Raw genomic sequence first — 20,209 nt, 5'->3', positions numbered from 1 at the left:
GACTCAGAAAACCCAATCATGATTTATCTCCGTAAAAATGGAGAGGTTAGTGTGATTGAATTAACGAGTGAATGTGTAGATTACCGGACGCTTACATAGCGCTTTAGCAAGTGCTGAGCCAGCTCACCTCCGGTGCCTGGTAAGTCTGGGCGCGGGGATTGATACTGTCTTAGGACCCGTTTCACCCACAGCTGGGGACCCAAAAAAACCGCCATTAACGCCAAAAGTAACAGAATGTATACTAGCATACGTAAATAAACCTCGTGGTTACATGTCGTGCTTTGACCCTTCCAATTTACGTCATCTACACTTAAATGGACCTTGGAGCACCGATATGAGAAACCCTTTAATACCCGATATTTTAGCCTTTCTTCGCGATCACCCAGAGGGAATCGAAGAGTATGATCTACTCAAGGCACTGAAAGCCAAGCACCCTATGCTTAGCAAGCTGGCAGAGGATCAAAACTTGCTGCTGTTTCGCCAGCACTTTTTAATCATGAATGCTCTGTATCAGCTGAAAAACAGCCTCTGGGTTGAGGAACAAATCACCCTTAATATCACGGGTATGCGCGTCAACCTACAATACGCGCCGCCAGAAGCAACCAGTGACTGCACCACCTTATCCGATAGCCACGATGCCAAGTTAGGCGCTTACTACATGGACTGGGACGAATACGTCAACACTGATAAAGACGCTGTCGAGCAGCTACTGCAAAGCTTTTACAATGGCATTGCCACCATTGATGAGCGTAAAGATGCCTTAAAGACCCTAGCATTACACGTTGACTTCATTGATGATAAAGACGCGATTAAGCGTCAATATCGCAAGCTAGCACGGGATGCTCATCCAGACCGTGGTGGCGACCCAGAGCGCTTTATCAGTCTACGCCAAGCTTATGAATGCCTTATGCATGCATTAATCTGAACTTATTGCGCGATTCTTCAGTCTTATCGTTTTTATCTCTAGCCGTTGTTCCTATGACACCAAGATTCTTAGTTTTACTTTTACCTTTGTTGATTTTATCTGCCTGTAGCACGCGCGAAATTGATTCCTCAAATGACTTCCCAAATAACGGACGTGATAAAGAAGCGCCTAAGCGTGAGCAGCTGTACCTTGGCGAACGCTTACCGCCGGGCTTTCCTTACCCTGATGCGACTTTTGTAAATGGGATTCAGCAGCAAATACGCTATCTAGATCGTATCAAGCCGCAGAACTATGACTTGGATAATATTCAAGTAAGCCGTGATGATTTGCGTGCTACGGCGGAGGAAATCCGCACTTGGATCGACCACCCGACTTATTGGCCGCAGCTAAGTGCTCATCAAATCGCTGGCATGGATCAGCGTGGCAACGTGCAAATTACCGGCTACTATGTGCCAATAATGTCGGTTCGCCATCAGCCGGACGAGATTTATAAATACCCGCTCTATCGCAAGCCTAATTTACCCAAAGGCACTCCGCTACCGTCTCGAGAACAGATTGATTTTGAAGGCGCTTTGGACGGACAAGGTTTAGAGATCGCTTATACATCAAGCTTAGTCGATAACTTCTTCCTGCATGTGCAAGGCTCAGGCATGGTGGAGTTTGAGGACGGTGAGCGCCGTTTGCTATCTTGGGGCGGAGTCAATGGCCATGCCTATCGCAGCATAGGAAAAATACTGATTGAACGTGACGAAATTCCCCGTGCGGAGATGTCGGCTCAAGCGATCCGTGAATGGCTCGCGGCTCATCCGGAACAGATGCGTGAAGTCATGTCGACCAACCCCAGCTATTTGTTCTTTAGTGAAGGACTGACTCAGCCCGTCGGCGCTGCTAACGTACCGTTGACACCGCTTTACTCAGTAGCGGTTGACCCTAAAGTCATCCCCCTTGGCAGTATCTTGCTAGGTGAAGTGCCTAAACTCAATGCCCAAGGAGAATTGGTTGGCCATGAGTTTCGTCTGTTGTTGGCGCAAGACAAAGGCGGCGCAATCAAGGGTCCTGGTCATATCGACTGGTACCAAGGAATTGGTGAAGAAGCCCACTTTCACGCAGGACAGTTGAAGCACTTTGGTCGAGTATGGCTGTTGCTGCCACGCTCGACCAAGCAGTGATGGGCGTTTTTTAACGCAGCTCGAAGGCCACAGGTAAGGTAATATCCAGTGGCTTATCGCCCATATCCAAGCTGAACGCAGGCAGGGGTTGAGCACGATGCACCATATCCACAGCTGCAGCATCAAGTCGCTCAGAGCCAGAGCTTTTTACAACACGAACATTGCTGGCATCACCGCTAGCATGGGCGGTAAAGCGAATGGTCACAACCCCTTCTTCACCACGGCGACGTGATTGACGAGGGTAGCGCTTATTTTGTGCCAGCTTCGCTGCCAATTTTGCATAGTAGTTTGCCGTGGCTCCCGCCGCGCCGCCACTGGTTGCAGCATTAGAACTGCCGGTAGAGGCTTTCTGCTGCACCACGGTTTGCGTCGCATTTGTTTTTTCAGCCACCGGAGGCTTGGGCTCAGGTTTCGGTTCGGGCTTTGGCTTTGGTTTCGGCTTTGGTTCAGGCTTCGGTTCGGGCGCCACCACTTCACTGGTTTGCTTCACTTTAACCTCTTCAACCGGCGGTTCAGGTTCTGGCTCAGGTTCCACTTCAGGTACTGGCTCTGGCTCTTTAATCGGCTCAGGTTCTGGCGGAGGCGGAGTCACTTCTGCTTGAGCAACAACGGTTTCCTCTGCAACCCCCATATCGCCCATCATGCCTAGATCAAACTCAATCCCCTGTTGGCCAGCAGCCAAGCTACCTGAGTCTTGGTTATGATAAAACGCACCGTAGAAAGCCCCCGCATGAAGAGACACGGCTATACCTCCGGCAATCATCCAATGCTGTTTCTTCACAACGATTGCCCCTGTCCCAATTGCGTCGCCACACTCACTTTCGTCAAACCCGCTCGTCTAATGGCTGAAAACACCGGGCGCATGTCTTCCACCGCCAACGCGCCATCTGCTTTGATTTGTACCCAAAATGCTTCTCTGTCTTGCGCTTGCTCAAACCGTTGCGTTAAACGCCCTTCCAGCACATCCAACTCAATCGGCTCATCATTGAAATACAATTCTTGATTCGCGCCAATCAACAACAAGACATTTGGATCCGAAGTCGGACGCGCTTCGTTGATCGAATTAGGAGGAGTAATTTGGATCGGATCAGACTTTTGGATTTGCCCTGCCACCATAAAGAAGATCAACATCAAGAAAACGACGTTAATCAGAGGAATGACACTGTCATCCCCTTGGCCATCACGCTGGGCAATAAACTTTTTTTCAATGTTCATTTTGTCGCTTCGTTAAATGCGTTGGCAATGGAAAGCTTTTGCGCGCCTTGAAGTTTCAGTTGATCAGCAAGGGTCATCAGAGACTGAAGTGTCACGCCCTCTTCCGCCTGTAGTACAAACAAGCGATCGGAATGAGCTTGGACAATATCGCGAATACGATCACTGTCACTGAGTGATATAGCTTGGCCTTCAAACCAAACCATGCCGTCATTAGCTTGCAGGTCAAATAGCAGTGGGTCTTGCTTGTCTTCCATTACTTGCTCTGGCGTTGGTGGCGCTGCTAGGGGGGTATCCACAGTACGCCACGCTACGAAAGAAGACGTTAACATAAAGAACAGCAACAAGATAAACACCACGTCAATCAAGGGTGTCAAGCTGATCAGCTGCTTGCGACGCGGCTGTCCCAGCTTAAGCGGCATGCAGCACTCCGCGAGCAGCTACCGCAGCTAGGCGTTCACCTTCCTTCGAAGTAAAAACCTGTGTCACCGCATCGTTCATAATATGCGCCACACGCTCTACCTTACGCTCTAACCAAGCATGCATTGCTACGACAGGGATCGCTACCGCAATACCCACGGCAGTCGTCAGCAATGCCTGCCAAATACCACCTGACAGAACCGATGGATCCACTTGGCTACCGGCGGCTTCCATCTGTTGGAACGCAGTAATCATACCCAAGACAGTTCCCAACAAACCCAACAGTGGGCTTAAGGAAGCAATAATTTCCATAGGACGTAGAAATGAACGCAAATCATGCAACACATTCAAGGCACGACGCTCTGCTTCTTCACGCACCGTTGCTACATCACGATTTGCATGACGTAGCGCGTCCATGGAATACGCCACAATACTCTCAACTGGACGCTTGTCAGACAACTTTGCTAAAGCGCCATCGATATCACGATTACGCCATGCATCCAGTGCAGCGTCTACAGACTTACGGCTTTCAGCGCGCAATGTGGTTAACTGCCATGTTTTTGCCAAGACGATGGTCACCGCGACCACTGAAAACCCCAGCAAAATCCAAACGACTGGACCGCCGACGATTAAGAAGTCTTTGATTTGATCCATTGTGCTATTCATTGCACGCTCCAAGAAGGTAAAGATTAACTTAAAACAATGATATTCATTCTCACCTAGATTTACAAGAATATCCCACACAGATTATTACAATCCAAATAACACTTTTTTGCGTAATACTTGTTAGTAAAACAGGAGAGTCCTATGAGCATTGGAGTTATTTGGTTTGGTAACGATTTGCGCACTGCTGATCAAGTCATGCTGTGGCACGCTGCCCAAGAGGTAGAGCAGCTAATCTGCGTTTATTGCGATTCTCTTCTACCGCAGCATTCCGCGCTCAATAGTTTATCCGCCCCGTCTCCCAAACGGGATCGTTTTAACAATGATGCGTTAGACGAACTAGCAAGAAATCTCAGTGCCCTTGGTCAAACACTGTTTGTGACCCAGCAACACGCCCAGATCGTCCTCCCTGTATTGTTTAACGAGTTACCTGTTACCCACGTCTACCGAAATCATCACCCAGGATGGTATGAACAGCAATCACTCAACCAGCTTATATTTGATTTCCCTGATATTCAATTTAAACAGTACTCAGGGTTAACCCTATTTGATCGAACAGCATTGCCCTTTAACTTGGAAGAACTTCCCGACAGTTTCTCTAAATTCCGTAAATTGCTGGAATCTATCGAGGTCACTGCACCGGTGCCCGATGTCAACCAATTGCCGCCAACGGCGGTTTTAGCTTTACCAGGCTTTAAGCCTTGGCCAATTCGTACGCCGCAGGAACATGCCTTATTCAATGGCGGAGAACAGGCAGCGCTAACGCAATTAAGCGATTATTTTGCCACCAACTTACCCAGTACCTACAAAGACACTCGTAATGAACTAGACGGTTGGGAGAACTCCACCAAACTTTCTCCTTGGCTAGCCCAAGGAAGCATCTCGGCACGTCAAATTAAAGCCTGCTTAGAGGCCTATGAACGGGATCATGGGGCCAATGAGTCCACTTATTGGATTTTCTTCGAGCTAATGTGGCGTGAATACTTCCATTGGTATGCCAGCCGCTACGGCAGTCGATTATTTCGTAGTCAAGGTATCGGCAAAGGACATTACCAAGGCAGTTTTTACTCTGAGCGCTTTCGCAAGTGGTGCTCAGGCAATACGCACTACCCGATCGTTAATGCCTGTATGAAACAGCTCAATGAAACGGGGTTTATGAGCAATCGCGGGCGTCAGTTAGCAGCCAGTTGCTTAATTTATGACTTAGGCATTGATTGGCGTTATGGCGCGGCCTATTTTGAATCGCAGTTACTCGATTACGATGTGGCATCAAACTGGGGAAACTGGCAATACATCGCTGGGGTTGGTGCTGATCCGCGAGGTGGTCGTCACTTTAATCTAGAGAAGCAGACACAACTGTACGATCCTGAGCATCGTTTCATTGAAAAATGGCACGGCCATCAATTTGATCAACAACTGGACTCCTTGGACGCCGCCGATTGGCCAATCTCTCCGAATCCATGAGCGCGCCCCTTCCTGATACACCAGTGGTCGTATGGTTTAAACGAGATCTCCGGTTGAGCGACCACGAACCGCTGACTCGCGCCATCGAAACAGGCCACCCAGTGGTGCTCCTATACCTATTTGAGCCTGAGTTGCTTGCCGACCCTCATTACGATGAACGCCATTGGCGTTTTGTTTGGCAGTCGCTACAAGATATGCAACGCACCCTCGATAAATACGGTGCTACGCTACATATCCGTTTTGATGGCGCTCTTAGTGCTCTGCAGTCGTTGCATCACACACTCGGTTTTTCGGCGCTTTATAGCCATCAAGAAATTGGCATTGGCGTCACCTTCACGCGTGACAAGGCCATTCAAGCTTGGTGTCGTCAGGAACAGATAAACTGGCATGAAACACCTACCGGTGCCGTCATTCGCGCTTTGCAAGACCGTGAACAATGGGATAAGTCTTGGCAGCAAGTTATGCGCGCGCCCATCACGCCAACGCCGTTGGCCAAGGCTGTGTGGTGCCGCACGACAAGCCAGATCGAGCAGATCACCCCAAGTTGGCAAACGCCGCAAAGAGGCATGCAAACAGGTGGTTCTACGCTTGCTTGGCAAACCCTAGAAAGTTTCTATGCCGGACGTGGGCAAAACTACTACCGTGAACTATCCAGCCCTCTCACCAGTCGCAATGCCTGCACGCGTCTATCGCCTTATCTCGCGTGGGGCAATATTAGCCTGCGTGAGGTCTATCAGGATCTGCTCTCCCGCTGGCACACCAAGGGCTGGCGGCGTACTTTGGTGGCGCTGAGTTCAAGGCTGCATTGGCACTGTCATTTCATACAAAAATTTGAAAGCGAGTGTGCCATGGAATGGCGTCCGGTCAATCGCGCTTATGGTGATTTCCCTTATCGTCAAGACGATCAGGTCGAGCAAGATTTGTATGCTTGGCAGGTGGGCCAAACTGGCTTTCCTATGATTGATGCATGTATGCGAGCTTTACACTCTACTGGCTATATTAACTTTCGTATGCGCGCTATGCTGGTGAGCTTTTTGTGCCATCACTTGAATCTTGACTGGCGTTTGGGTGTACACCATTTAGCACGTCTGTTTTTAGACTTTGAACCGGGTATTCATTACCCTCAATTTCAAATGCAGGCGGGCATCACTGGTGCCAACACTATACGCATTTATAATCCAGTGAAGCAATCTCAGGAGCAAGATCCTGAGGGCATATTTTTACGGCGCTGGCTCCCAGAGTTAAGGGAGGTTCCTAGCCCACTGATTCATACACCTTGGGAAATGACGACAATGGAGGAAACCTTGTATCAATGCCGCATTGGCCACGATTATCCCAGCCCGATGGTATCCCTGACGGATGCTGCAAAATCTGCTCGCGAACGCCTCTGGGGATTCCGTAACTCCAATCAAGTAGTACGGGAAAAACAACGTATTTTGGCCACTCATGTCCGTACTAGCTCGCGTCGCCGCGGAGGCCGTTCATGAACCAATACCACACCCTACGCGTCATCCTAGGCGACCAACTCAATGCTGCTCATCATTGGTTCCGTAAACCTGAACCGGGGGTGCTGCATCTGATTGCGGAACTGCATCCTGAAGCCACTTATGTAAAGCACCATATTCAGAAGTTGTGCGCCTTTTTTTTGGCCATGGAGAACTTCGCCAGCGCCTTACAAGACGCGGGGCATCATGTGCAATATCTGACCCTCGATGACACTAAAGGCCAAACACTGGAATCTTTGGTTCTTGGTATGGCCGACGCTTATCAAGTGCGTCGCATTCAACTACAGCGGCCTGACGAATATCGCGTGATGATGGAATACCAGAACATTGCCAGCAAAGCATCGGTGTCCGTATCACTTACCGATACAGAGCACTTTATGCTGCCGTTTGAAGAAATTCCGCGCCATTTCAAAGCCAAAACGACGATTCGCATGGAGCATTTTTATCGTAAAATGCGCCAGCGTTTTAACATCCTAATGGAAGAGGATCATAGCCCAGTTGGCGGTAATTGGAATTATGATAACGCCAATCGCCAAGCCCTCAAGCCAAAAGACCTCGCACACATTCCTGAGCCACTGCTGTTTGGTCACGATGTGAGCCATATTTTGCAACGTATTGAGCGCCATGACATTCCATACATCGGCACACCCAAGGCAACATTGGTATGGCCAGTTTCACGTCATGATTCGCTGACCTTATTACAGTATTTCTGCGATCATCTGCTGCCCAACTTTGGCCGTTTCCAAGATGCCATGACCGATCAAACGCCCCATGGTTGGAGCCTTTATCATTCACGTCTGTCGTTTGCGCTCAACAGCAAAATGCTTCATCCAAGCCATGTTATCAAAGCGGCGGTGTTGAGTTATCGCTACCGTAAGGACATCGATATTGCGCAGGTGGAAGGCTTTGTGCGCCAGATATTGGGGTGGCGCGAATACGTACGTGGCATGTATTGGATCAATATGCCGGACTACCATGAGCAAAATGCCCTCAATGCTGAGCGCGATCTACCGGAGTATTTCTGGACCGGTGACACCAAGATGAATTGCTTGGCTAAAGCCATCGGCCAATCACTTGAGTTCGGCTACGCCCATCATATCCAGCGCTTAATGGTCACTGGCAACTTCTGTATGCTTACGGGCATTCATCCCGATCAAGTGGATGAGTGGTACTTAGGGATTTACGTAGACGCCATCGAATGGGTTGAGCTGCCTAACACGCGCAGTATGAGCCAGTTCGCCGACGGCGGTTGGGTCGCATCGAAACCGTATGCAGCCAGCGGCAGTTACATTCAAAAGATGAGCGATTACTGTTCATCCTGCCATTACGACGTCAAAGAAAAAGTCGGCGAACAAGCCTGCCCATTAAACAGCTTGTATTGGCGCTTTATGATTCAACATCGCAACAGGATGCTGAAGAACCCTCGTATTGGCATGATTTACGGTAACTGGGATAAGCAAGATAAAGCCCAACAGGATGCCGCCTTGGCACGCGCAGAATGGTGCTTGGAGAATATCGAAGCGCTGTAGCGCTTCGATATGTTTGTTTTTTCAGGGGCTAGGCTGACTTTAGAGGACAGACCTGCTTAAAGGTCGATTGGTAAATCCGCCAAGCCGCCGCGCCAGCCATGATATTGCCTAAGGTCGCGCCGATAAATAAGCCCCACAAGCCACCGATCTGGCCACCGATCCAAAGGCAAGGTAAGAAGAATGCAAACAAACGCAGCGCCGACATCCATAGCGCCCGGTAAGGCTTACCTAACGCATTAGACGCGGACACCATCATCATACAAATGCCCAGCGGCCCGAGACTGATGGGTAGCCACATTAAATGCCAAGTCACAATCTCAATCACATATTCATCACTCGACATCAGCCTCGCCAACCATGATGCAGCAAACCATACCAAGACGGCAACGAGGGTTTGAAAGACCAACACATAGACGACGGCAATACGAATCAGCTGCTTGATTTCCGCAAACTTACCTGCCCCATAGAGGCGCCCGACCATCGGCGGTAGGGTCATAGTCAATGCTAAGACCGTGACAATAGCAAAAAACTCAAAGCGTGAACTCACTGCCCAAGCCGCGACAGCCGCCGTACCAAAACCAGCTAACAGCTTAGTGGCTAGCACCGATGACACTGGTGGCAGCAGCTGACTGACCATCGCCGGCCCCATGATATGGCCAATTTTGCCGAGGGTTGCCATCAGGTCCAGACTACTAAAATCAAACGTTAGCCAATGGCTCGACAGGGATTTTGGTACAATAATCAGCATCCCCATGGTAAACGCCAAAATGGTCGCAATGGCCGCTCCCACAATGCCCATATCAAATACAAAGATAAACAGCGGATCCAAAGCGATATTGAGTAAACTCGTTACCACCATAATAATGCCCGGCAACATGGTGTTACCGTTGGAACGACAAATACTGTAGAAGAAGTAAATCATGGCGCCCATCCAAGTACTGAGCAACCACCAGCTCCAATACTCGTCAATGATTGGCGCCACACTGTCAGGCGCACTTAAGAGATCCAACACCGCACTACGGAAAAACCAGACCAATAAAGACACCACGAAAATACCCACAGCTCCCAACACCACGACCAAACCGCCCAGTTGCTTAGCAAATAGAGGATCGTTGGCGCCTAGCGCACGGGAAATCAGCGAGGTCGTGGCGATCCCCAAACCGACTTGTAAACCGATAAAGATCAAGGCAATCGGTGCTGTAAAACCTTGCGCAGCCAAGGGTAAAACGCCCAACTGACCAATGAAGGCGCTGTCCACTAACTGAAAGCTCATAATCGACAGAATGCCAAACAGCATCGGCCATGTCATAGAAAAGAGTTGTTTCGCAAGAGAAGACGAAGACTGCATTAAAGCTCCCGAAAATAGGCAAAAGTGGTCAGCGCAGAAGTATAAAAGATAAGCGTGACACTAAGGCGAACTTTCCCCGCTTTTTTCTTGGTTGGCGCGCTGTCGTCGACAACGCTCTGAGCAGTATTTTACCTCGTCCCAACTGCGCTCCCACTTTTTTCGCCAAGTAAAGGGACGCAGGCAGACAAGGCAAACTTTACTAGGAAGGTGTGGTTTCTTGTGTGACATGATCCGAAGTTTTCTTTATCTGATGAGCCAAGAGCATTAATACGAACGCTATCCCAGTAAAGATCACATATCCGGCCGCTAAGGGGATTACGGTAAAGTTATAAAAGGTTCCCACCAACACCGACAACACCACAGCAATGAGGCTCGATAATGACGCAGTCACTGATGAGGCAATGCCCGCCATGTTACCAAGGGGCTCCATCGCCAGCGCGTTCATATTACCAAACAGCAAGCCCATGCTAAAAAAGATCAGCATACCTAAACACAGGAACAACCAGAGTGGCGGCACACCGTCCAGAAGCCAAGCAGCCAACATTAGGCCATTGGCAGCGCTGAGTTTTAGACTTAACGCCACCCAAACGAGGCGCGTCATACCGAGGCGCATTACCAAACGACCATTGGTAAAGGACGCGATGCCTGCGCCGCCAGCTAAGATGGCAAAGTACAACGCAAAAGCATCGCCGGTATGATAGAGATCTTGGAAGATCGACTGGGACATGCCCAAATACAGCATCAGACCCGCAAAAGTTAGCCCTGAGATCCCCGTATAACACATCACTTCACGATGACAGACAATAAAACGCGCTTCGCCGAGCAAGCGCTTCAGATCAAAGCGGTGGCGGTGTTCAGGGGCCAATGTTTCCGGCTGACGAACCATTAACCAAACCGAAGCAACGATCCCCTGCAGCATCAGTGCAGCAAAGATCCAGCGCCAATCGCCGATCAGTAACACGAGCTGACCAAAAGATGGGGCCAACATGGGCACAAGGATAAACACCACCATGATGTAAGACATAATGCGCGCCATGGCGCGCCCCTTGTACAAATCACGTATCAAGGCCCGAGATACGGTTTTCGGTGCGGCAACCCCCAAGCCCTGCACAAAACGCCCCAGCAACAGCACTTCGAGAGTCTGCGCGCTCATGGCAATCAAACTACCAATTAAATAAATCCCTACTCCGATTAAGATACTGCGCTTACGCCCCATTATGTCGGACACCGGGCCAAACACCAGTTCGCCAAACACCATGCCAGCAATCAAAGCAGACACCACCCATTGAATTTGCGTGACATCCACCAACGCTAAACTCTGCGCCATATCCCGAAAAGCAGGTAACACCGCGTCCATGCTTAGGGCCGTCAGGGAAATGATGGTCGCAAACAAAGCGATAAATTCTTTTTCGGAAAGGGCTTTTGAAGAGGTCGATGTTGACTCGGAGATTGGGCGTTTCATGCTCGTGTCGCTGTCCTTATTTTTAAGTAAATAAGGCTAGCATGAAACGCCCCATGAAACGCCCTTTTTAGAAAGCAGTGAGAAAAACACTTAACGCAGTAGCGACAAGCTTTCTTCCGCGAAACCGGTACCGGCTTCAGTGTAGAAGTTAAACACGTTATTAATGCCCGCTTTCATCATGTCATCGCGCTCATCTTGATAACGGGCAATGGCGGCTACTTGGCCATTATAGCCGGTGCTGCGCAGCTGCTTCACCACATTGACACAATCATCGGATGACGGCAGCGCCAATAGGATCAACTTCACATTGGACAAATCCAAATGCTCCCAAAGGTCCACGTCTTCACCGTCGCCGAAGAACACATTGTGCTCTTCGGCTTGCATTTGTTTGATTCGGAATTTGTCTGCGTCCATGCCAGCAACGACGCCACCGACCATATTGGTCAAGGATTCAAATGCTCCACGACCCACGCGCCCCAGACCAACGACTAACACTTCCATACTCTTTGGCTGGGTAAAGCAGTCTTCTGGTAGCGGCAATGGATTTTCATAATGACGAATACGGTCTTTGTAACGGCGGAAGTAGCTGTGCGCTTTACGATAGAAAACACTGGTAATAACAAACGAGAACGATACAGCCAACGCCAAGATCACCAACCACTCATTGCTGATCCAACCTGCTTGCACGCTTAACGCCACCACGATTAAGCCAAACTCGCTGTAATTGGACAGCGCCAGCGCCCCCAAGAACGAGGTACGGCCGCGTAGACGCAAACTGGTAAAGAAATAAAAGAATAAAACGAACTTCGCCAACAGCAGAATCGTTAAGATCACACTCAATCCCACCATTTCCCAAGTTGGCAAGGCACTGAAGCCAATCGATAGGAAAAAGCCGATTAAGAAGATGTCCTTAAAGTTCATTAAGGATTTATTCAACTCAGACGCTTTGCTGTGTGACGCCAATAAAATACCTAGGATCAAGGCACCCAAATCACCTTTCACACCGACTAGGTAAAACAACTCATACGCCCCTAAAGCAAAGAAGATACCGGTCAGTGGCAACATTTCACCGTGACCAGATTTATCCAGAATACGGCCTAACACTGGACGAAGTGGAATCAGAGCGAACAACAATACCGCCCATAAGGAAGGAATCTTGCCCGTGGCCAGCACTAAGAACACCACTGCCACGATGTCCTGCATAACCAAGATACCAAGCGCCAATTGACCGTGACGTGTTTTCATCTCACCGGCTTCTTCGAGCAATTTCACGATACACACGGTACTCGAGAAACTTAGAGCAAAACCGATTAGCGCCGCGGTCCGTAGAGACAATACTTCGAATGCGTGCAGCCCCACCAAACCCAAAAGCGAGAACACCCCGATCAATAAAATCGTCCAAGCACCCATGTGTCCAAGGGTCGATGCCCACACTTCTCGTTTCAGCAAATCCTGTACGTGCAGCTTTAAGCCAATACAAAACAGCATCAAAGTGATGCCCATATTGGAGAGACTGTCCAACACGCTGGAAGGTTCAAACTGAAGAAAGTTAAGCAAAAATCCTGCCCCCAAAAAACCAATCAGAGGAGGCAAGTTGATTAACTTAACGGCAAGGCCACAAAGAAACGCAAACAGTATCCAAATAAATTCCATAACGACGACGTACTTTTCCTAATAAAACTGGCACCCAGCGTGCCTTTGGCAAGAAAGCATAACGGCAAAGCGAACGGCTTTCTATATCAGTAAGTGAAGAATTAGCTGCCCCATCAGAGCAGCAATCAAGGCATACACCAGCATTGGCACAATGGTGCGTTTGATCATGGCCCCCTCTTGGTTTTTGATCCCTAGAATCGTACACACAGCAATAATGTTATTGAGACAGATCATATTACCCATGGAAGCGCCCACAGACTGCAGCGCCAACACCAGACTCACTGGCTGCTGGGTTTGCTCGGCTATGCTGTACTGAATACCCCCAAAGGTTAGATTCGACACGGTAGCGGAACCAGAGAAAAACGATCCTAGCGCCCCTAACAAAGCAGCCACATAACTCCAATTCGCTCCCATAAGGCTAGCCAAGGTATTAGCAATAATAAAAATCGGCGCTTGCTGCTCTCCTTGCATCATAAAGTTCACCATCATCAATGCACCGATCAGTGCCAAAATCGGCAATTTTATCCGCTCCCAAGTGTCGCTCGCTGCTTGGCAAAGATGGCGTTTTGATAGGGCTAAAATGGGGATCAAGATCAATACGGTGAGCACAAATGGAATCAATGCTGGCACATAGAGGGTTTTATAAGACCAGACGACGTGCGTACCAAGAATGGACGACCAAGATAAAATCAGCGCTTGGCTAACCGCAAAATCACCCAGACTAAGCCAAGGTGAACCGTCGTTTAGCCATGCCTTAAACGGCCACTGCTGGATGCGTGTCACCAACAGAATCGCAATCAGCAAAATGAACGGAGAAAGCGCCTTAAAAATCGCGATCTTCGGCAATTTAGCCGTTTTATCCTGACCTCCTGAGATTTCTTTGCGTAAACCAATACGATATTTTGCCACCACGATAGAACCACACAAACCAATCGCACCACCGATTAGTGATGGAAATTCATAGTTCACTTGTGCCAATAGGTAATAGGGGATGGTACAACTCAAAGCGCTGATTAGAATGAAGACAAGGTTATGGCGAATGGCTTGCCAACTGACCAAGAAACGTAACGCTAAAACGGGTATCACCACACTGGCGACTAGATGAATCAGCGCTGTCCATTGGGATGTTTCCAACAATTGCGCTTCGCTCAGATCCAATGCAGCAAAGCCAAACCAAGCAGGCGTACCAACGGCACCAAAAGATACTGGCACGCTGTTCATGACCAACGTCAGTAACGCCACTGGCATAGCGGAAAAACCTAAGCCAACTAGGATGGGCGCTGCGATGGCCGCTGGCGTGCCGAAGCCAGATGCGCCTTCCAACATAAAAGCAAACGCCCAGCCAATGATCATCAGCTGCGCCACCTTGTTTTGACTAATACTTTCTAACCACAGCCGCAGCGTCTGTTCAGCTCCGGAAATCACCAGCACTCGATTTAAAAGGATCGCCCCAGCAACGATTGAGATAGGCGTTAACACCGATAAAGTAGCGGCGATGGCATTAGCCAATAGCGTCATCAGCTGTGCTTGAAAATAAAACGCCTGCAACAGGGCCACCAGCAAGGCGGTCAAAGGCAGTGCCACATGAGAAGCCAAAGGGCGCTGCTTCGTCATACTCCAAACCAAAAACACCACCGGGGCAAGAGCGACCATGGTTTCCATACACATACTCCAAATTAGCTATCGCCTCATTATCCCTTGGAGGGAATGCAATTACAGTGCAAAAATCAGCTAAGCCTTTCATTCTTGCTAAAAAATACCCTGCCGATGTGACAGCTATTATTCCAATTGGTGACTGCGCAACAAATGCAACAGCACTTCTGGAATAAATTTGCGTGGCATTTGCAACGCGTAAAAATGCTCATAAGCTTGAGGAAGCTCTTGATAAACCTGAAGTTTTTTAGCCTCAATTTCATCTTTTACCACCACCGGTGGCAGCACCGACAAGAAACCACTGTCACGGGCCAAAAGACGCATCATCGCCATATCATCCACTTCAGCTTTGATCTCAGCACGGTACTGCTGGGTGGCACAAAAGGATTCAAACACGGAACGAATGCCCATATTTCGCGCCGGCAAGATCCAAGTTTTATCTTCATAGCCCTCGGGAAAAGACTGCTTTGGCTGCTCTCCATAAGGACCCACGATGGCAACCGATTGGCGCGCCACTAACTGGTTTTGCCACAAGATGCCGTGCACATCATTGGCCAAGGCACGATTCGTTAAAGCAATGTCGAGCTCGTGATTTAAAAGCCCATCCATCAAGCCATCCATGGTGCGCGCATAAAGGGTAAAGCTAACCGTCGGCTCACTAAACAAAGGCGTGATAAAGGCTTCGATAAAGTTACGGGATAAGTGAGTCTCAAAGCCGATATTTAGGTGGGTATGGTCAGTATTGCCACTTTTCAGAAACTGCTCTAGTTCCTCCCCAGTGGAGAAGATATCTTGCGCATAGAGTTGCACTCGTTTACCGACATCGGTAAGCACTAAGCGGCGACCTTCCCGCTCAAATAATGGCTGACCAATGTTATTTTCCAATTGTTTAATTTGTGCCGATAACGCCGATTGAGACAGATGCAGTTGCTCAGCGGCTTGTGTCAGATGTCCGATACTGGCGACACGCCAGAAGTAATACAGATGATGATAGTTAAGACGCGCCATCGGCGACTTCCTCATAGAATAATGGAGCTCAATACATACATAAAATAGAACAGTTCATTAAAATATATGTATTTTTATTAACTTTAAAGTCTCTGCATACTGGCGCCATCTTCGATTATAAGTATGGCGACCCCAATGACCTTCATGACCTTTCTGTTACCAGCCCTGTTTGCTTTAACGGGAATCTTATGTGGACTTCCGAGACTTCGTGATCGCGCGGCCAGCATTGCCCTATTGAGTGCACGCATTGCTCCGTTTCTGTTGCTTGCTATTCTAACGTCTTGGTTCTTTATCACGCCTGACCCACAAGCACCGTTTCATGGCTCTTTACTAAGCGCTTTGATGCTGATTTTGGTAGTGTTTATGGCTTGGGTGTTGGTGCAGTTTTCGCAAAACTACATGGCTGGTGAGCAACGTGTAGCGCAATACTATCGTTGGTTAATGCTGACCTTGTCGGCGGTCATCTTGACGCTAAGCAGTAATCACCTGTTAGGTTTCTGGGCTGGCTGGGTTGGCATCAGCCTTGGTTTACACTTTCTACTGACCTTCTACCCAGATCGTCCACGTGCCATCTTAGCCGCCCATAAAAAATTTATTCTGGCGCGCCTCGCCGAGCTATCATTGCTGGTGGCGTTTAGCCTACTTTATCTAGATCACGGTACTTGGTACCTGATTGAACTGATGGCTGAAATGCAAGGTGGCTTATCCACTTACGAGCAAATCGCCGCGGTCTTGATCGCCATCGCAGCCTTGATGAAATGTGCCCAGTTGCCTGTTCATGGCTGGTTAATGCAAGTTGTCGAAGCCCCAACGCCAATCAGCGCGCTGCTGCATGCGGGCATTATCAACTTGGGTGGCTACCTAGTTCTGACCTTCTATCCATTACTGCACCTAAGCCCAGTAGCAATTTGGCTGCTCTTAATTGTTGCCGGACTGACGACCTTAATCAGCGCCCTAATTATGACGACACGCATCAGTGTCAAAGTACGCCTCGCTTGGTCTACCAGCGCACAGATGGGCTTGATGCTACTGGAATGTGCTTTGGGGCTATACGAACTGGCGGTGCTGCACTTGATGACCCACTCGGTTTACAAAGCACATGCATTCCTCAACTCCAGTAATGCGGTGCACGAGTTCTTGTTGCGCAACGTTGCACCGGATGACACACCAAACTTTTTATCTTGGATTGCCGGTGTAGTGTATGCTACCGCTGCGGTCATCCTTTCAGTCTGGCTGTGGCATTACCAAGGCCCAGTCAGCCCTTGGTTACTAATGGGGATCGCTTTAACGCTCCTCGTAGCACAGTGGCGCAGTGTGCCGCACCCAACATCACTTGCTCGCTTGGCCATCATTACCGTTGCTCTGTCGGCACTTTACGGTGGTTTAAAAACCGCTACTGGCTGGCTGCTTCAAGATCATATTGCGGAACACACTAGCCAAGCATTGAGCGCACCAGACCTTTGGGCATGTGCCCTCTTTATCGTACTGTTTGGCTTAGCGGTGTGCTTACGTTACTACGCGCATTTGCCTTGGGTACGACGATTCTCTGTCAATCTGTTCGCCGGTTTATATTTGGATGAGTGGTTTACTAAAATCACTTTAAAAATCTGGCCTGTGACACTGCCTGCGTACTCAAAAGCGAAGCATCACGGTGTTGCTCTACTGTTCCCTAACCTGTCAAAAGGCTGGAAGAAATAATGATGGATACTCAAGCAACTGCTGTTTTAAACGACTCACAAAAAGCATCGCTGCAAAACGCTACTCAATGTCTAGCGCCGAATTGGCCGCTAGACCGTATGATTGCCGTGAACCCATTATGGAAAATGGTTGATCGTCCGTTCGATCAGGTGGCGACTGAGATGTCTTTACTGGCGGGTATCCGTTGTCATATGCCTGTTGAAACCTATCTAGACTGGTACGAGCAAGGCCGCATCGACAACGATTGCTTATTGAAAGCCGCTGACGAGTACGGTCTGAGCCTGTCGGTTGAATCCTTGACTATGTACTTGAGCAAGGAGGCCGGCCGCGTCCAAAGCTGGCGCAATATTGCGGACTGGGCCGACTTAACCCGTAGCAATAATAAGATGTCTTGGCACGATGAAATCACCCATCAAATTAGCCAGTTCTGTGCTGCCCATTATCAAGAACAGCGTCCGATGCTGAATCGTCAGTATCGTCAGCAATCTCTCAATTTATACGAGCACTGGTTGCAAATCGCACGCTTGGATCGGGGCTTATCCATCATCATGTCAGAAGCTCATTTGGATGAGCAATTTGACCTACTGCCAGACGATCAAGAAAGCTTGTTTGCAGAAGCCATTAAGACTTTAAAGGTAACTCACACCAGCCTCGAGCAATATGGCAAAGCCTTGTTGTTGGATATTAACGGTTGGGGATCCTACCTAGCGTATCGCGCCTTTGAGGCAGAAAAACAAGGTAAAAGCCAAGACGATGTGCGCTCACTGCTTGCCATCAAAATGGCATGGGAACTAGTCGTGTGGCGCTATTTAGAGAAGCACAATACAGCAGACTTTGAGGCTCTTAATGAGCGCTGGGGACAACAACTTCTGCACATCAATGAATTGCGTGGGCAACATCACGATGCTCTCTTGATTCCAAGAATTTGGGCTCGCGCACTAGAGCTTAGTGAGCAGAAATCTTTACAGCGACAACTGACACAGGTTGCGCCTAACAGCCCAGAAGCCCCGGCGTTACAAGCCATTTTTTGCATTGATGTGCGCTCTGAAGTCTATCGACGTGCTCTTGAAAGTCAAAGCGCTAGTATTGAGACCTATGGCTTTGCCGGCTTCTTTGGGCTGCCGATTGAGTATGAGCAAGCGGGGACGCAAGTGGTTCGCCCACAATTACCAGGCTTAGTGCCAGCCACAATTCGCGTGTTTGAAACTCAAGCCAACGATGAGCAATTGGCCCAAGAGAACCGCAGCGCCAGCTGGAATCGCTGGGGCAACGCTGCCTCCGCAACCTTTTCTATGGTTGAGTCCATGGGCTGGTGGTATGCCTTTAAACTATTTAAGAAGAGCCTCAAAGGCGATACGTCTCATGCACTAGCACCCGCTAATAACAGCCATTGGACGTTGACTCGTCAAGGGCACACTCTGAGTGTTGACGACCAGGCCCAGCTAGCGAAAGGCGTGCTGGATACCATGGGGCTGCGTCATTTTAGTAGCACCGTCATGCTAGTCGGCCACGGCAGCCACAGCTGCAACAACTTGCAAAGCGCAGGCCTTGAATGTGGTGCTTGTGGCGGCCAAAGCGGTGAAGTAAACGTCAAGGTATTGGCTCAGCTACTGAATAACTTAAAAGTTCGCGAAGCCTTGAAGCCACTGGGCTATTCGATTCCCGACCACACCCAGTTTGTGCCAGCGCTACACAACACCATTACCGATCACATCACTTGCTACAGTGATGTAAACGACCTGAGGGTTCGCGATTGGCTGACACATGCTACCTATCTGGCGCAGCAGGAACGTGCACCACGAGTAGACGAAAACCTGATGCATATGACCAAGGAAGTACGCGATGCGGCTTATCTTCGTCGCGCCCAAGATTGGTCGCAAACTCGTCCAGAGTGGGGCTTGGCCGATAACAACGCCTTTATCATCGCGCCACGTCAATTTACCCGTGAGCTGGATCTTCAAGGTCGTAGTTTCTTACATGACTATGCCTTTGAAAGAGACACAGATGCAGCAGTGCTAGAACGCCTGATGACCGCGCCGATGCTGGTCACCCACTGGATTAACATGCAATATAATTTATCCACCACTGATAATTTTAAGTTCGGTAGTGGCAACAAGGTGCTACATAATGCGGTCGGTGATCATATTGGCGTGTTTGAAGGTAATGGCGGTGATTTGCGAGTTGGGCTAGCACTGCAGTCATTGCACAATGGCGAAAAGTGGATGCACACACCCGAGCGTTTGGCCGTGTATATTCGCGCACCAAAGAGCTTCATCGAAAAGATTGTTAAAAAGCACGAACTTCTGAAAAATCTCATTAACAATCAATGGCTATACGTTTTTCAGTGGGATGGTCAAGCGGTCAGCCGCTACAATCATGGCGAGTGGAGTGAGCAAGCTTGATAGAAATCAAAGACTAGCTATAAAAATTTCTAATGAAAATAATTCTCAGTTGTATATTAGCTTTTTCAAATGATTGTATATAATTCACTCATCGGTGT

The 20,209-nt window shown here is 49.0% G+C and carries 17 protein-coding genes; 7 read left to right on the top strand and 10 right to left on the bottom strand.

Going from position 1 to position 20,209, the window contains the following annotated elements:
* The first annotated feature begins 334 nt into the window (after positions 1 to 334).
* Together ASC49_RS12500 and mltA are read left to right on the top strand one after the other, a co-directional pair.
* On the top strand, positions 335 to 925 hold the full coding sequence (locus ASC49_RS12500) for a DNA-J related domain-containing protein (protein WP_055463583.1): 591 nt from the start codon (positions 335 to 337) through the stop codon (positions 923 to 925).
* A 53-nt stretch (positions 926 to 978) separates the two neighbouring features.
* Positions 979 to 2,094, top strand: coding sequence for a murein transglycosylase A (gene mltA / locus ASC49_RS12495; protein ID WP_055463594.1), 1,116 nt, complete (start codon positions 979 to 981; stop codon positions 2,092 to 2,094).
* A 10-nt stretch (positions 2,095 to 2,104) separates the two neighbouring features.
* Here the strand turns inward: mltA and ASC49_RS12490 are convergent, their stop codons facing one another.
* The 4 genes from ASC49_RS12490 to ASC49_RS12475 are packed head-to-tail and all read right to left on the bottom strand — an operon-like array spanning position 2,105 to position 4,392.
* On the bottom strand, positions 2,105 to 2,875 hold the full coding sequence (locus ASC49_RS12490; protein WP_245624710.1) for an energy transducer TonB: 771 nt from the start codon (positions 2,873 to 2,875) through the stop codon (positions 2,105 to 2,107).
* Positions 2,872 to 3,309 carry an ExbD/TolR family protein gene (locus ASC49_RS12485; protein WP_055463582.1) on the bottom strand — a complete coding sequence of 146 codons (438 nt, stop codon included), beginning with the start codon at positions 3,307 to 3,309 and terminating at the stop codon, positions 2,872 to 2,874. Before ASC49_RS12485 ends, ASC49_RS12490 begins: the two co-directional genes overlap by 4 nt.
* Positions 3,306 to 3,728 (bottom strand): ExbD/TolR family protein, encoded by a 423-nt coding sequence (locus ASC49_RS12480; RefSeq protein WP_055463581.1) that lies wholly within the window; start codon positions 3,726 to 3,728, stop codon positions 3,306 to 3,308. Before ASC49_RS12480 ends, ASC49_RS12485 begins: the two co-directional genes overlap by 4 nt.
* On the bottom strand, positions 3,718 to 4,392 hold the full coding sequence (locus ASC49_RS12475) for a MotA/TolQ/ExbB proton channel family protein (protein WP_055463580.1): 675 nt from the start codon (positions 4,390 to 4,392) through the stop codon (positions 3,718 to 3,720). Before ASC49_RS12475 ends, ASC49_RS12480 begins: the two co-directional genes overlap by 11 nt.
* 141 nt (positions 4,393 to 4,533) lie before the next feature.
* On the opposite strand from ASC49_RS12475, the gene ASC49_RS12470 reads away from it, so the two are divergent.
* Genes ASC49_RS12470 through ASC49_RS12460 form a run of 3 tightly spaced genes read left to right on the top strand, consistent with a single transcriptional unit; the run spans position 4,534 to position 8,887 of the window.
* Positions 4,534 to 5,853, top strand: coding sequence for a DASH family cryptochrome (locus ASC49_RS12470; RefSeq protein ID WP_055463579.1), 1,320 nt, complete (start codon positions 4,534 to 4,536; stop codon positions 5,851 to 5,853).
* Positions 5,850 to 7,340, top strand: coding sequence for an FAD-binding domain-containing protein (locus ASC49_RS12465; protein WP_055463578.1), 1,491 nt, complete (start codon positions 5,850 to 5,852; stop codon positions 7,338 to 7,340). The genes ASC49_RS12470 and ASC49_RS12465 overlap by 4 nt, the downstream gene beginning before the upstream one ends.
* Positions 7,337 to 8,887: a cryptochrome/photolyase family protein gene (locus ASC49_RS12460; protein WP_055463577.1), complete on the top strand. Its 1,551-nt coding sequence runs from the start codon at positions 7,337 to 7,339 to the stop codon at positions 8,885 to 8,887. The genes ASC49_RS12465 and ASC49_RS12460 overlap by 4 nt, the downstream gene beginning before the upstream one ends.
* A 28-nt stretch (positions 8,888 to 8,915) precedes the next feature.
* On the opposite strand, the gene ASC49_RS12455 is transcribed toward ASC49_RS12460, so the two are convergent.
* From ASC49_RS12455 to ASC49_RS12435, 6 genes are all read right to left on the bottom strand, one after another.
* On the bottom strand, positions 8,916 to 10,235 hold the full coding sequence (locus ASC49_RS12455; protein WP_055463576.1) for an MATE family efflux transporter: 1,320 nt from the start codon (positions 10,233 to 10,235) through the stop codon (positions 8,916 to 8,918).
* A 60-nt stretch (positions 10,236 to 10,295) separates the two neighbouring features.
* Positions 10,296 to 10,463 (bottom strand): DUF2256 domain-containing protein, encoded by a 168-nt coding sequence (locus ASC49_RS19620; protein WP_072242103.1) that lies wholly within the window; start codon positions 10,461 to 10,463, stop codon positions 10,296 to 10,298.
* A complete protein-coding gene (locus ASC49_RS12450; protein WP_055463575.1) occupies positions 10,435 to 11,697 on the bottom strand; it encodes a multidrug effflux MFS transporter in 1,263 nt (420 codons plus the stop codon). Before ASC49_RS12450 ends, ASC49_RS19620 begins: the two co-directional genes overlap by 29 nt.
* A 90-nt stretch (positions 11,698 to 11,787) precedes the next feature.
* Positions 11,788 to 13,350: a cation:proton antiporter family protein gene (locus ASC49_RS12445; RefSeq protein WP_055463574.1), complete on the bottom strand. Its 1,563-nt coding sequence runs from the start codon at positions 13,348 to 13,350 to the stop codon at positions 11,788 to 11,790.
* A gap of 81 nt (positions 13,351 to 13,431) precedes the next feature.
* Complete coding sequence (locus tag ASC49_RS12440) at positions 13,432 to 15,012, bottom strand: L-lactate permease (RefSeq protein WP_055463573.1); 1,581 nt, start codon at positions 15,010 to 15,012, stop codon at positions 13,432 to 13,434.
* A gap of 117 nt (positions 15,013 to 15,129) precedes the next feature.
* A complete protein-coding gene (locus ASC49_RS12435; RefSeq protein ID WP_055463572.1) occupies positions 15,130 to 16,011 on the bottom strand; it encodes a LysR family transcriptional regulator in 882 nt (293 codons plus the stop codon).
* Between the two features lie 135 nt (positions 16,012 to 16,146).
* Between ASC49_RS12435 and ASC49_RS12430 the strand changes: the two genes are divergently transcribed.
* The gene (locus ASC49_RS12430; protein ID WP_055463571.1) at positions 16,147 to 17,709 is read left to right on the top strand and encodes an NADH-quinone oxidoreductase subunit L; all 1,563 of its coding nucleotides are present in this window, start codon (positions 16,147 to 16,149) and stop codon (positions 17,707 to 17,709) included.
* Complete coding sequence (locus ASC49_RS12425) at positions 17,709 to 20,111, top strand: YbcC family protein (protein WP_245624708.1); 2,403 nt, start codon at positions 17,709 to 17,711, stop codon at positions 20,109 to 20,111. Before ASC49_RS12430 ends, ASC49_RS12425 begins: the two co-directional genes overlap by 1 nt.
* Positions 20,112 to 20,209: the final 98 nt, after the last annotated feature.

Source organism: Marinomonas fungiae, from assembly GCF_001418205.1.
Lineage (GTDB): Bacteria > Pseudomonadota > Gammaproteobacteria > Pseudomonadales > Marinomonadaceae > Marinomonas > Marinomonas fungiae.
Note: the sequence above shows the minus strand (reverse complement) of the source record. Positions and strands in the feature narration are given on the sequence as shown.